We start from the raw sequence: 14005 nt of genomic DNA, 5'->3' as shown, positions 1-14005 counted from the left end.
TTCAGAGCTCAGCTTGGTGGTCCGCTTGAGGCGTGAACTCAGCTGACGAGGGGCCACCGCTCCCCTGTGCGTGGGCGCAGGAGATGGTGCCCGCTGGACTCCAGCTCGTCCAGGCGTGCGGCGCTGATGTCGGGCTGCAGCTCGACGACCATGATGGCGGCCCACGTCCTGGCCTTGAGCGGGTTGCGCAGGTGCCCGGCCAGCCGGGCGCGCAGTGTCTGTCGGGTCTGCCCGACGTAGGTCCAGCCGTTGCCCGGCACCGCGTAGATGAGCGGCATGCTGGTGTGCGGCACATTCACGAGCGCTTGGGGCGCGAGCCCGATCGGGTACAGCTGCCATGGCTTGGCCTCGGGGTGCAAGTCTTCCCCCGCCACCTCCAGCAGCGCGCGCCAGCTGAACGCCAGGGGATGCTCAGCTTTGAGGATCATTCGACGTTCCCCTCGGCGGCGTCCTCGTCGAAGTCATCGAGTTCCTCGGGCTCGTCCTCGTCGAAGTCGATCAGGGACGGGGCCGGCGGCTGGGCCACGTACAGCTGCCCCATGATCTCCTGGACGGCGGACATCAGGCCCTGCCACAGCTCGTGGTCGCCCAGGACCGGCTGGACAGTGGGATCGGCGCCCAGCGCGATGAGCGCCCTGAGGTCTTCCTGGGAGCCCCGCACCTGCTGTGCGAGCGAGGCCCGCAGTCGCCGGACCTTCGCCGCAGTGGTCTCAGCCGGCTTCGGCTGCTTGGTCGTCTTGTCCTTCTTGGCCTTCTCGTCCTCGGCGCGCTGAGGGTTGGAGGTGTAGAGCAGCTCGAATGGGGTCAGCGCGACCGGCTGCTGAGCGTTGTCGAGCACGAGCTCGGACGGCCTACTCCGCTTGACCTGGGGGACGGTGTAGTTGTCCGGGCCGGGCGGGGTCCGCAGAACTTCCTGCCGGGTGAAGGAGTTGCTCGCGCGCCGGTCAGCCCGGAACGCGTTCGCGGCCCGAGCCAGCTGCCACAGGCCCGCCTCGTTGCTGGCCCTGCCCAGCTCGGCCACCACGTCGTTGACGTTCGAGCGGAACGGCGCCTGCCCGGAGTCGAAGGCGCTACCAGTGTTGGACATCAGGACCTTGTCGGCGACCAGCGCGATGCCACCGGCCACCTGCAGTGTGAAGCGCGCGTGGTCGTCCCCGGCCATGGCCTTGGGCACCAGGGTCGTGAAGTCGTCCGTTGCGACCGGTTCCCAGTTCAAGCCGATTGCCTCGTGCGGGATCGGACCGCCGTTGCCCCAGGCCCGGGTCGCCTGCTGACGGTTGGCGACCTTGGCGTAGCGCCAGGGCAGGTCGATCAGCGTCATCAGGTGCTCGGTGTAGAACAGACCATGAGAAGGGAGACCCGTTCCAGGAGGTAGACGAAAGGGCCGGCTGCGTGAGCGGTCGGCCCTTTCCCTGTTGCCCAGATCTGACCGCCGTGCCGTTGCGGAACAGAAAGCGATGCTCATGGCGAAGATTCGTGGGATCAGTCTGGACGGCAACGCCACGCTCCCGACGACACGACCCCGCCAACCCAGCAGCACCGGACAAGCAAGGTCACCGCAGTTCATCGGACCAGGGAACGCCTACCCTAGTTCCGGCCGTCACGATGCGAACGTTCCGCGCCCCATACGCGGGAGCGTCCTCCAAACTAGCCGGACAGTCACCCGTCACGGCAGCCCCTTTCCTGTCACGCGTCGACCGCACCCAGAAGACCACTTCCGCTGCGGTGAAAGGCGCCTACTGCCAGACTATGCTTCCAGCCCACATCCCGGCGAGAGCGGTTCTGCTGCAACGATAGTTGCCGGACTATGACTAGCTGCTCTCGCCACTGGACCGGGGCGCCAAAGTCCGCGGCGGGTATTTGGCGCATAACTCGGACTCCTCGCACCTGCGAAGGGCGGCGGCGCACGCCGAGCAGCCCAGGGAGGCGGGGTGGAGATACAGAACTCTATCGACAGGTAGCAACGCCAAGGACTAAGCCGCAGCTCGCATGGTCATTGCTGGTTCGCTGCTCACCATGGTTCAGCGCCCAAGTAGTCGGCGCCGGGACCGCCCGAAGATGCCCATGCGGGCTGCCCCAGAGGTTGCCGTACCAGCAGGCCCCAGAACTGCCGCACGTTCGGTACGCCGGAGGTTCTCAAGCCTCCCGTTCAGACCCGACAGAACCCCCAATATCAGATTTTTGGACGCTGCAGCAACCCTGTGTGCGCCCTCGACGAAACCATTGCCAGAGAAGCAAGATCAAGTCCACTGCCGTGCCATATGGGGTACTTCACCCACCGATTTGGTGGGATGAAGCCTTTCGTACCATTTCTATGTGCAGACTGTGAGGGCTTGTTACAGGGGCCCATCCGGTCCCGAACCCCATTCCTCACAAGGGATCCTGCATGCTCAGATGGTCGCACCATGCCTTTTTCCGTTTACTGCGTGTCCGTGTTGTGGACGGGTCGGTAGTGAAGGCGTCCACGCCCAGAGAACCTTCCCCGGGCGGTGGCGCCCTGGGCCCTCGGCCGTTGACATTCATGGCAGCCGGCGTCGGCGTCGCGGTGGCTTGCTCGCTGGTGCCAGTGCAAAGCGCCATGGCAGCCACCAACTCCTCTGCCGCAACATCGGCTGCCGCAGACCAGCGGCCCTCCAAGCCACCGACGTCCTACACGCCGATGAGCTCTGCCGATGAGGCAAAGCTGAAGGCCAAGGCACTTTCTGCCGCCAAACCCGACACAGGCAAGCAGGAACTGGTGGGTGACCGGACGCGGATGTCGCGCACGTTCGCGGATCCGGTGACGGGCACCCGCGTGACGCAGTTGTCGGCCGCGCCGATCAACTTCCAGAACGCTGGCGGTGACTGGCAGCCGATCGACAACACGCTGAAGGCTGACAAGCCAGCGGTGGGTGGACGAACGGGGCGAACGACTACGCCCTGGAGCTGCCGAAGTCACTGGTGGAGCCGGTAAAGATCGTGGACGGCAGCGACAAGGACGCGTTTGTGTCCTTGGAGTTGGCGCCGGACAAGACCCCGGTGGAGGACCTGGAAACTACTCCTGCGCAGCGTGGCGCAGCAGCGACCGAGCTGCCGGATGCTCCGAAGGTGTCCGACCAGGCCGCGACGGTGAAGAAGGCCGAGGCCTCCTATGCCGATGCGCTCCCGGGTGTCGACTTCTCCTATGTAGCCATGGGGGATGCGGTCAAGGAGACCGCGTACGTGGGTTCGCTGGCTGATGTGGATGCTCTGCCGGGTGGTTCGCTGAGTTTCACGGTGAAGACCGGCGCCGGGATGACGCTGAAGGTCAAGGAGTTCGGGGCGGTTGACGTCCTGGGCGCTGATGGCAAGGTCGCGTTCGAGATCCCGCGTCCGGTCATGAACGATGCCCACGGTGAGCCCTCAACGGCGATCACGACGCTGGTGAGCAAGGACTCCGGCGGTGATTCGTGGACGTTGACGCTGACCCCGGATCGGGAGTGGCTGGCGGCCAAGGACCGGGCGTGGCCGGTGGCGATCGACCCGACGATCGGGGTCGGGGCGCCGATGGCGGCGTGCACGCTGCAGTCCAACCGGCCCGAGGCTGAGGGCCCGTTGTGCTCGGGCTCGGAGATCCTGACGCAGTGGACGGCTGACTCGGGCAACGAGCGGCGGGCGCTGGTGCGTTTCGACCAGCTCCTGGACGTGGTTCCGGCTGATGCGCAGATCGCGACCGCGCGTCTGAACCTGTTCGTGGTCAACGATTCTGCCTACGCGGCCAGCACGGTTGATGTTCGGGCGCTCACCAGTGCGTTTACGACGTCGGCGACGTGGGCCACCCGCAATGGCTCGGCGAAGTGGAGCACGGCCGGTGGTGGCGGTGACGCCTCCGCGGATGTGTATGAGCGCAAGGCGCTGACGCCCAACGGGACCTCCCAGTACTTCGACGTTTCGCGTCTGGTGCAGGAATGGACCGAAGGCGGTTCGAAGTACAACGGTTTCATCCTGAGCAAGCAGGCCAAGAGCGATGACGGCGGGCTGCTGCGGTTCAGTTCGGCGCAGTCGAGCGTTCCGCCCTCGATGTATGTGGAGTGGGAGCCGCGTACCGGTGTGCGTAAGGGCAACACCGCGATCGTGACCGAGCAGCTGTCCGACCGCACCAGCATCAGCATCAACCCGGCCACCGGTAACGCCACGCTGACCACGAAGGAACTGTCGATCACCGGTTCCGGGATCGACCTGAACGTGGCCCACACGTCCCAGTCGCTGGACACCGACGGGATCGGTGTCAACGGCTACGGATGGACGTCCTCGCTGACCGGGACCCGCCTGTGGCCCTACGCCGGTGGCACCACGGGCGCGGCGCAGACGATGTTCTACCGCGACGGCGCCGGCGCCCAGCACACCTACCTGCGTAACCAGGCCGTCAACACCCGCTGGATCCGGCCGATGGGCCTGGACAAGGACCTTTCGGTTCCTGACACCAGTCACTACGAGCTGACCGACCGCAAATCTCAGACGGTCGAGCGGTTCAAGAACATCGGCACCACTGCGGACCAGATCTATGGTCTGGAGTCGGTGGCCGACAAGAACGGCAACAAGATCACCTTCAACTACGACGCCTCGGCGCGGTCGCAGATCGATGGCACGCTGATCCTGCGCTCGGTCACCGACACGCGGGGCCGGAACCTGGAGGTGACGAACTTCTCGGGGTACTTCAACGACTTCATCACCGATTCCTCGGGCCGTCAGGTCATCTACAACGGCTCGGACAACCAGCTGGACTCCATCACCGACGCCGCCGGCGGCACCGTGGCGTACGAGTACGACGCCGCGCACCGGGTCACCGCGGTCGTGACACCGGAGAACCTGCGCACCGAGATGACATACGACGGCAGGGGCCGGATCACGCAGCTGAAGCGGAAGAACTCTGCTGCTGCCGGGGACTCGGTCTGGACGTTCGACTACGGAACGTTCACCCGCAACGCCGACGGCAAGCCCACCATCAAGAACACGGTCACCGACCCCAACGGTCACACGACCGAATACACGGCCAACGGCCGCGGTCTGGTCTCCTCGACCAAGAATGCCCTGGGCAAGAGCGAGGCCAAGACATACTCACCCAACGACGACGTCGCCTCCACCACCGGGGCCACAGGTGGCGGTTCGCAGACCAGTACCAACACATTCGAGGCCGACACTGCCGGTGACACCTACCGGATGACGTCCACCAAGACCCCGACCGGCGCCGGGTACACCCTCGGCTACGGCACCGGGGCCGAGACGTACGACCTGAAGACGAGCACCGACTCCAAGGGCAACGCCACCGAGTACACGTACAACACCGCGCACAACCCGACCAGCGAGAAGAAGACCAACAGCACCAAGACCGAGAGCGCCACCACGGTCAGCGTCTACGAGGGTGACACCGATCCCTTGTACGGCGATGTGGTGCACTGCGGTCCCGGCACCACGCCGGCCGCGACGAAGTCCGGTGCGCTGTGCGAGGTCCGGGATGCCGAGTACGCCAAGGGCACGTCCCGGGCAGCCACGGGAGCGCACCGTACGGCTTACCGGTACAACGACAAGGGCGAGCAGGTCACGATGATCCCGCCCACGGGCGGATCATTGGCCAACCAGACGTACACCTACGACAGCCTCTCGCGGCTGCAGACCCTGACCGACGGCAAGGGCCAGCAGACGTACTACGGCTACGACGCCATGGACCGCGTCACCTACGTCCAGCACGCCGACGGATCCATCGAGTCCTCGTACTTCGGCGGTGGTACCACCGGTATTAATAACGGCTGGCTGCGCTCGATGACCGAGTACCCGGCCACCGGCGCCACCGCGAGCCGGGTCACGAACTATGGCCGCGACGACCTGGGCCGCTTGACGGCCACCACCGCTCCTGAGGGCACCGCGTCCCTGACCTATGACAAGGCCTCCAACCTCAAGGTGTACGACGACAACGGCGGCACCGTCGCTTACGGGTACAACGACGCTGACCAGCTCACTTCTGTCCAGTTGCCCGGCGGCACCTGCACCGGCCTGACCTATGCCTCACCCGGCACGGCTGCCAGCAAGTGCATCCTGCTGCAGGTCGATGACGACGGGCGCCGTACCGGGACTAAGTACCCCGGCGGCACGAACGTCCAGACCAACACCCTGGATGACTCCGGGCGGATCAAAAAGATCGTCGCCAAGGCCGGCGCGGCTGCGGCCACTCGCCTGGACCTGACCTACTCCTACATCGACACCAAGACCGACGGGACCAGCACCGACACCGGACTGGTCACCTCCGTCACCGACGCCCTCACCAGCAAGAAGACGACCTACACCCACGACAGCCAGAACCGCCTGACGGTGGCCTCCACCGCCCCCACGGCCGGTGGGACCGCCAGCACGTACGAGGCGTTCTGCTACACCGCAGCCGGGAACCGCACCAAGTACTACACCGCTGCCGGCGCCACCTGCTCCACCGCCAGCCCGGCCGCCAGCTACACCTACAACACCGCCAACCAGCTCACCGACGCTACCGGCAAGACTCCTACCGGCGACACCATTGCCGGGACCGGGTTCACCTACGACGCCAACGGGAACGAAACCACCGCCAAGAGTGCGACCGGCCGCACTACTACCTACGGTGACCGCGACCAGGCCACCAGCTTCACCCCCACCGGCGGCACCAAGACTGACCAGACCTACGCCGCCTCCGGCAACGGCAACCGCCTGACCTCCGGCGCCACCAGCTTCATGGCCTCACCGTTCTCACCCGCACCCGCATGGTCCAAGACCGGTACCACCACCACCTGGACCGTCCGCGATCCCCAGGGCCAGCTCCTGGCCATCCGCATCGGGACCTCTGCCACCTCGGCGAGCGAGTACTACCCGTTCACGGATAACCTGGACAACGTGCGCGCCATGGTCACCGCAACGGGAACCACGCCCGAAGTGGCGTACACGTACTCCGCGTATGGGGCCACCACCGCTACTACCGGATCGCTCGTACAGCCGTATCGGTTCGGTGGCGGATACACCGAGGGCAGTACCGGACTGGTCAAGCTGGGAATTCGCTTTTATGACCCCGTCCATGGCCGCTTCACGCAAACAGATCCAACTAACCAGGAAGATCACCCCTACCTCTACGCGAAGGGTAGTCCGGTCACGAGTTCGGATCCCACAGGTGCCTCCACAGCATCAGAGGTCATCGGCATTAGCTTTGGCGTTCTGGCCACCGGGTTTGCGATCTACAGCCTTGTCACTCTTGCACCCGCAGCAGGAATCGCAGCAGCTCTCGTTGTCGGTTTCGGGTTGCAGATCTCGGTAGGTGGCACCGCTCTGGCTATTGGCTGCACTTTCATCGAGGAGTGCTAAATCCATCGAGAGGGTACAATGACAAAAAAACCATCGTCCTGTCGTTGGCGACGATCATTACTTTCTCCGGGTTCCTGTTCGCTTTAACATTGGATAGCGGGCCGGCTAAGTGGATCTTCGGGGGAATGATGCTGCTCTTGGCGCTGGGTTTTCTCTACCAGGCGAGAGAGGCGGCGTATAGAAACCGCCTCTAGCTGAATGCCCAGGATGTTACGCCTGGGACGAAGCGCCGCCCCACCGGGGCGGCGCTTCGCGGGCCAGTTATTACCACCGTCACCACCCTGAACTAATCGTTGCCCATCGTGAGGCTTATTCAGCCCTGATCCACCGATCGGGTGCGTGATTAACGCCTGAAATAGGTGCGAGTGTCCCGCCTGAACTGCGACGATGCTCTCCTGGCCGGGACCGGTTTCGCCTACGACGCCAACGGCAACGAGACCACTGCCAAGTCCGCGACCGGGCGCACCACCACCTACGGTGACCGCGACCAGGCCACCAGCTTCACCCCCACCGGCGCTCCGAAGGTCGACCAGACCTACGCCGCCACCGGCAACGGAAACCGCCTAACCTCCGGCACCACCAGCTTCATGGCCTCACCGTTCTCACCTGCACCCGCATGGTCCAAGACCGGTGACACCACGACCTGGACCGTCCGCGACCCCGACGACGGGTTCGCTGCCGGGGCAGCACTAGGGTGCACCACCGGTGCAATCGGAGGAGGCATCTTAGGCGTTGGAGCGGGTGCCATTCCCGGCTGCCTCTCAGTCGGGGGAACTGTCGGCACCCACTTTGCAATCGCGGGCGTAATCATCGGCGGAGCGAAGGGTCTCTTTTCCTGATGGTACGATCGGGTATGGACCAATCATCCTCGCCATTTGTCCGTTTCAGATGGTTCGGCTGGCTGAGCTACGGCTTCCTCGGAGCCGTCATTGGCGTGGTGTTACTGCTCATGGACGACCAAAGTTTAGTGTCGTTCAAATCACTGAGTCTCATCATCTTCGCGATTTTCGTCGGTCTGATCATCTACCGAGTAGCCTACGGTAGAGGTAAGACGAAGAGCAGCAGATAACACTGCTCAAGATTGCCGCAACCGTTTAGTTTTTCTTGGCCACCCATGCTTCAGCGGACCCACCGGAACAGTGAGGCGTTGAAGAAATAGTCAAGGACGGCACCGTGAACAGCGCCCCCGTCTCCGCTTCAGATACGGAGGTGGGGGCGCCCGTATCCGCGAGCGATTACTGGTGCCACTTGCTGCAGTTCCGGGGGGGGTGCGTTGTCTTTGCTGTCTACTTGCTGGTCACGGTCTTCCTCAAACGTCGGTCCAAGAGAAACAGCTGACGGGATTCGCTCGATTGATTCGTAGCGATCAAATAAACGTTTCCAGGTAAGCCCTGACCACCGCATAAGGGTATAGTTCTCGTGTAATCTCCGGGCGCCATACCCTTATGAAGTTTGACTTCGTCGACGTCTCTCTGGGCATGAAACAACGACGCCCGTCAGCGATTTCCTGAAGCAGCCATATTGAAGGTTTCAGAGCAGAGTTAATAGGATCGATCGACATTTCTGACTGGGCATCAACCCAGGGTGCCATCAAGTCGACTGATGCGGGCTTGAGCTGGGGTTTTGGACGGCGACTCGGGCTGTCCGATAGGTGACGGATGAGGCCTGGGTGGCTTTGATGGAGGTTCCTACATCTTGATCCGTCCAAGCCAAGGCCTGGCCCGTCGATGTCATCCTCTCGTACTGCCGCTGTTGCTGCTGCCATGACCGTTGCGATTCCTGCCCCTCAGACTCTGATGGAGGTGTTCGCGCAGGTCAGCGACCCCAGAGCGTGTCGTGGAGTTCGGCATCGAGTGGCCGGGGTCCTGGCCGCCGGGCTGTCGGCGACGTTGACCGGGGCCCGTTCGTTCGCAGCGATCGCGCAGTGGTCGGCCGAGATTGATCCCGATCTGCTCGGGCAACTGGGCCTGACCCGGTCGCCGTCGGAGGCCACGTTCCGGCGCATCATCACCGCCGCTGACGCCGATGATCTGGATGCGTTACTGGGTGCGTATTTTCACACGCGGATCGCGAACTCGGGCAGACGCCGGGTGATCGCGATCGACGGCAAGACCGTCCGTGGCGCTCGAACCCACACCGGCACCGGCGCCACGGCCCCGCATCTGGTCGCTGCGCTCGATCACCAGGCCGGGGCGATGCTGGGGTAGGTCAGCGTCGAGGCACGCAGCAACGAAATCCCCGCGGCCCGAACACTCCTGAACACACTCGAGAACGCCGGGATGCCGACCGGAGCAGTCGTCACTCTCGATGCACACCCAGACCGAGACCGCCGCCCAGATCGTCGCTGCAGGCGCCGACTACGTCCTGACCATGAAAGCAAACCAGAAGAACCTTTTCCAGGCCTGCAAACAGCTGCCCTGGAAACACATTCCCACCCAGGAACAAGTTCAGGCCGATCACGGCTGGCGCGCTCACCGGGCCATCAAGGTCACGACCGTCCCGGCCTGGATCGAGTTCTCCGGCGCGACCCAGATCGCCAAGATCCGTCGCACGACCACCCGACTGAACCCGAAAATGCCTGGCCGGATGAAGAAGACCGTGGAGATCGTCTACGTGATCACCTCTGCCGGTCACCGTGAAGCACCCGCTGATGTTCTGGCCGGCTGGGTTCAGCATTATTGGTGCATCGAGAACCGTCTTCACTGGGTGAGGGACGTGACGTTCGAGGAGGACCGCAGCCAGATCCGCACCGGATCAGCGACCCGCGTCATGGCCACCCTGCGCTCAACCGCCATTAGCCTGCACCGACTGCATGACCCCACCATCAACATCGCCGCAGCCCTACGACACCACGCCCGTCATCCAGGCAAGACCATCATGCTCCTGACCAGCGAAAAGGGACTTTGACGGGGCCCTAGTTACCCACCTATCCCACCTGCTGACTGGTCCCACTACGACGCCGGCGAGTACTGGGACGAGGACGATTACTGACCCAATGCTGGGATGACCCACGCCACCTCTAGAAGAAAGGTTTTCGTCAGTGCTGGCCGCTGAAGCGGCCAGCACTGACTCGTTCCATTTTGCCATCGAACGAATCCCCCACACAGAACAAGGAGTCCAAGGTGTTCATATTCCTAGACCGCGATGCCCTTGCCCGCAGGACTTTGAACCACGAAGAGTTCTCCTTGAGCTCTCTACGCCCTGCCCGGGCGCTATCCCGGCGTCGCCGAAGCTCCCTCGGGAGGTCTCATGGCGAAAAGAGTTCGGATCGAAGCCATCTACAGAAGAAAACTCGATGCCCGCCGCGTCATCCTGGCGCTCCGAGAAGTGGCAGAACAGAACCCCGACCACACAAAGCCATTCAGCCGAGAACACTCTCACGAGGAGTCCGAAGAAGCACAGCACCAGGGATCGAAGCCACCGAAACCAGATGCAGCGAATGCCAATTAGCCTTTCAATCAGTGGCCATTCAGGCGCTAACCGGCAGGACCACCGTCCTATGACCACGGACCGCCCGTGGCCCATATCCGGTAGAATATTTCTGAAACCCGTTTTCCTATAGGGGGTATCGAATGAGCGCTATGGACAATCCGCAAAGCCCAATAAGTCCAAGTGAGCCCACTGCAGTCCTCTACCTCCGGGTGAGCACCAAGGGGCAGGTAGCCACCGACTTCGATCCAGAGGGCATCTCGATCCCGGCCCAGCGCAAAGCATGCCTGCAGAAGGCCGCCCAGTTGGGCGCTCGCGTGGTCGAGACGTACATCGAGCCCGGCAAGACGGCCACCACGATGGACAAGCGGCCCGCCTTCCAGGAGATGCTCGAGCGGATCCGCACCCAGAAGGACGTAACCTACGTCATCGTCTACAAGCTGTCGCGGATGAACCGCAACCGAGTCGACGATGCCCTCGTCCTCGCGTCGCTGCGCAAGTACAAGGCCACGCTGATCTCCGCGACCGAGAGCATCGACGAGACCCCGGTCGGGCAACTGATGCACGGCATCCTCGCCGCCTTCAACGAGTACCGATCCGCCGAAGACGGCGCCGACATCAGATACAAGATGCGCCAGAAAGCGACCAGCGGAGGAACCCTCGGCAAGGCGCCCTTGGGCTATCTCAACGTCCGGGAACGCTTCGAAGGACGTGAGGTCCGCACCGTTGCCCTCGACCCCGAACGCGCGCCCCTGATCAAGCTCGGCTTCGAGCTCTACTCCACCGGCACCTACGGCCTGCAAGCCCTCGCCGACGAACTCACAGCCCGCGGGCTACGCACCCGCCCCGGCCGCTACCCCGCCGGACCGGTCTCCGACTCCAAGATCCACAAGATGCTCAGCGACCCTTACTACCTCGGGGTCGTCACTGCGGACGGCGCCCAGTACCCCGGCCGCCATGAACCCCTGGTCAGCCCCGAGCTCTTCGCCAAGGTCCAGACCGCCCTCGCTACCCACAGCACCGCAGGTGAACGCCGCCGCACCCTCCACCACTTTCTCAAGGGCAGCCTCAGCTGCGCCCGATGCCATGCCCGCGGCACCCAGACCCGCCTGATCTACACCGAGGCCACCAACCCATCCGGCGCCACCTACGACTACTTCAAGTGCATCCGCCGCGGCAAGGGATGCGACCTCCCCCACCTCGCCGCCCACCTCGTCGAAGACGCCATCACCGCCTTCTGGCGCACCCAGCGCCTCCCCCAGACCTTCATTGCCCAGGTCCGAGCCGACCTCAAGGACGTCCTCCGCGAGGAGGCCACCAGCCGGCACCTCCTCCACGAACAACTCACCACCGAACTGGCCCGCATCGACCGTCAGGAAGAAAACCTCATCGACCTGGCCGCCAACGCAACCGACACCAGCAACAACGCCCGCATCCGCACCCGGATCACCGAACTACACAGCCGCCGCCAGGAGCTCAAAGCCCGGCTCGAAGACACCGGCGAACGCCTTCAACAGGGCGCCGACGTCCTCAACACCCAGCTCGACCTGCTCGAGCGCCCTGACGAGCTCTACCGACGGCTCCCCCGTAGTGGCAAGCGCCAGCTCAACCAGGCCGTCTTCGAACAGCTGCTCGTCGACCTCGACCCCGAAGACCCCGACGTCACCATCGCCGGACAGAACTACACAGATCCTGTCCACGACCTCATGACCGCCGCTCACCCCGAGCAGGCCAGCAAATCCTCCAAACGAGACAGAGGGACCGTCATCGACGGTCCCTCTGTCGCCTTCTCCGCTGGCCGCATGGAGCACGACACATGTTCGAATAAGGCTCCTCTGGTGGAGCTGAGGGGATTCGAACCCCTGACCCCCTCCATGCCATGGAGGTGCGCTACCAGCTGCGCTACAGCCCCGCCACGCGAGCAGGTTCCGCGTGAAGCGGGCCCCTCGTTCGGCGTGATGAAACTTTATCGCAAGACCGGGGGGCAACTACAAATCGAAATCTCCCGGGCGTGCCGATCCAGGCTGATCCAGGCCGATGCAGGCCGATGCAGGCCGACGGCGGCCCGGGCACGGACGAGACACCGAACCCGGACCACCGTCATCTCCGTCCTGGCCGACGGAGGTCTTCAGCGGTCCACGCGGGCACCGCCGCCGGCCGCCAGCTTGAGCACATCGGCCTTCGTGGCCATCGATGTGTCGCCGGGGGTCGTCATCGCCAGGGCCCCGTGAGCGGCCCCGTACTCGACGGCCGTGCTCAGCGGCTGCCCTTCGAGCAGGCCGAAGGCCAGGCCCGAGGCGAAGGAGTCGCCGCCCCCGACCCGGTCGAGGATCTCCAGGCCCGGGCGGTGGGTGGCCTGGACCAGTCCCTCCTTGCGCGACCAGGCGATGGCGCCCCAGTCGTTGACGGTGGCCGAGCGCACCGTGCGCAGAGTGGTCGCGATCACCCGGAAGTTCGGATAGGCGACGGCCACCTGATCGATCATCGCGGCGAAGGCCCCGACCTCGAGGGCGGAGAGGTCCTCGTCCACCCCCTCGACCTGGAAGCCCAGGGAGGCGGTGAAGTCCTCCTCGTTACCGATCATGACGTCGACGTACGGCGCGATCTCCCGGTTGACCTCACGGGCCCGTTCCTGACCCCCGATGGCCCGCCACAGGCTGGGGCGGTAGTTGAGGTCGTAGGAGACCACCGTGCCGTGCCGGCGGGCCGCCCGGACGGCTGTCAGCACGGTCTGCGCCGCATTGTCGGACAGCGCCGCGTAGATCCCGCCGGTGTGGAACCAGCGCACGCCCAGCTCGCCGAAGAGATGGTCCCAGTCCACGTCGCCGGGCCGTAACTGGCTCGCCGCGCTCAGCCCCCGGTCGGAGACGCCGACGGCACCGCGAACCCCGAAGCCACGCTCGGTGAAGTTCAGGCCGTTGCGGACCTCCCGGCCGATGCCGTCGTAGGGCACCCAGGTGATCAGGCTGGTGTCCACCCCGCCCTGCAGCACCAGATCCTCGACCAGGCGCCCGATCTCGTTGTCCGCCAGGGCGGTGACCACGGCGGTGCGCAGACCGAACGCCCGGCGCAGCCCTCGCGCGACGTTGTACTCACCGCCGCCCTCCCGGGCACAGAAGGTGCGGCTGGTGCGGATCCGCCCCTCCCCCGGGTCGAGGCGCAGCATGATCTCACCGAGAGATACTGCATCGTAACGGGTCTCGGAGGCCGGTCGGATGGTCAGGGTGGGCATCGGAAGTCC

10 protein-coding genes, 1 tRNA gene and 1 pseudogene are annotated in these 14005 nt (G+C 64.4%); 6 read left to right on the top strand and 6 right to left on the bottom strand.

Features of this window, described 5'->3' with window-relative positions; genetic code table 11:
- Nucleotides 1-38: 38 nt before the first annotated feature.
- Nucleotides 39-428, bottom strand: coding sequence for a GIY-YIG nuclease family protein (locus tag QSK05_RS23895; protein WP_285599534.1), 390 nt, complete (start codon nucleotides 426-428; stop codon nucleotides 39-41).
- Nucleotides 425-1321: a hypothetical protein gene (locus QSK05_RS23890; RefSeq protein WP_285599533.1), complete on the bottom strand. Its 897-nt coding sequence runs from the start codon at nucleotides 1319-1321 to the stop codon at nucleotides 425-427. The genes QSK05_RS23895 and QSK05_RS23890 overlap by 4 nt, the downstream gene beginning before the upstream one ends.
- A gap of 1257 nt (nucleotides 1322-2578) precedes the next feature.
- On the opposite strand from QSK05_RS23890, the gene QSK05_RS23885 reads away from it, so the two are divergent.
- From QSK05_RS23885 to QSK05_RS36450, 6 genes and pseudogenes are all read left to right on the top strand, one after another.
- Nucleotides 2579-2953: a hypothetical protein gene (locus QSK05_RS23885; protein ID WP_285599532.1), complete on the top strand. Its 375-nt coding sequence runs from the start codon at nucleotides 2579-2581 to the stop codon at nucleotides 2951-2953.
- A gap of 32 nt (nucleotides 2954-2985) precedes the next feature.
- Complete coding sequence (locus QSK05_RS23880; protein WP_285599531.1) at nucleotides 2986-7335, top strand: RHS repeat-associated core domain-containing protein; 4350 nt, start codon at nucleotides 2986-2988, stop codon at nucleotides 7333-7335.
- 359 nt (nucleotides 7336-7694) lie between these two features.
- The gene (locus QSK05_RS23875; RefSeq protein WP_285599530.1) at nucleotides 7695-8174 is read left to right on the top strand and encodes a hypothetical protein; all 480 of its coding nucleotides are present in this window, start codon (nucleotides 7695-7697) and stop codon (nucleotides 8172-8174) included.
- A gap of 1014 nt (nucleotides 8175-9188) precedes the next feature.
- Complete coding sequence (locus QSK05_RS23870) at nucleotides 9189-9542, top strand: transposase family protein (protein WP_352302375.1); 354 nt, start codon at nucleotides 9189-9191, stop codon at nucleotides 9540-9542.
- Between the two features lie 100 nt (nucleotides 9543-9642).
- The gene (locus QSK05_RS23865; RefSeq protein WP_285599529.1) at nucleotides 9643-10242 is read left to right on the top strand and encodes an ISAs1 family transposase; all 600 of its coding nucleotides are present in this window, start codon (nucleotides 9643-9645) and stop codon (nucleotides 10240-10242) included.
- 665 nt (nucleotides 10243-10907) lie between these two features.
- Nucleotides 10908-11714: pseudogene (locus QSK05_RS36450) on the top strand (recombinase family protein); the annotation flags it as partial.
- Here QSK05_RS36450 and QSK05_RS23860 read toward each other — a convergent pair.
- The 4 genes from QSK05_RS23860 to QSK05_RS23845 form a co-directional block, all read right to left on the bottom strand.
- The gene (locus QSK05_RS23860) at nucleotides 11598-12101 is read right to left on the bottom strand and encodes a hypothetical protein (RefSeq protein ID WP_285599528.1); all 504 of its coding nucleotides are present in this window, start codon (nucleotides 12099-12101) and stop codon (nucleotides 11598-11600) included. The pseudogene QSK05_RS36450 and the gene QSK05_RS23860 sit on opposite strands and share 117 nt — an antisense overlap.
- Before the next feature lie 117 nt (nucleotides 12102-12218).
- Nucleotides 12219-12485, bottom strand: a complete 267-nt coding sequence (locus tag QSK05_RS23855; protein WP_285599527.1) for a hypothetical protein — start codon at nucleotides 12483-12485, stop codon at nucleotides 12219-12221.
- Between the two features lie 115 nt (nucleotides 12486-12600).
- A tRNA-Ala gene (locus QSK05_RS23850) sits at nucleotides 12601-12676 on the bottom strand.
- A gap of 216 nt (nucleotides 12677-12892) precedes the next feature.
- Nucleotides 12893-13996: a sugar kinase gene (locus QSK05_RS23845; RefSeq protein WP_285599526.1), complete on the bottom strand. Its 1104-nt coding sequence runs from the start codon at nucleotides 13994-13996 to the stop codon at nucleotides 12893-12895.
- Between the last annotated feature and the right edge of the window lie 9 nt (nucleotides 13997-14005).

Origin of the sequence: Kineosporia sp. NBRC 101731 (assembly GCF_030269305.1) — a bacterium.
In the GTDB taxonomy this organism is placed as follows: Bacteria; Actinomycetota; Actinomycetes; order Actinomycetales; family Kineosporiaceae; genus Kineosporia.
Note: the sequence above shows the minus strand (reverse complement) of the source record. Positions and strands in the feature narration are given on the sequence as shown.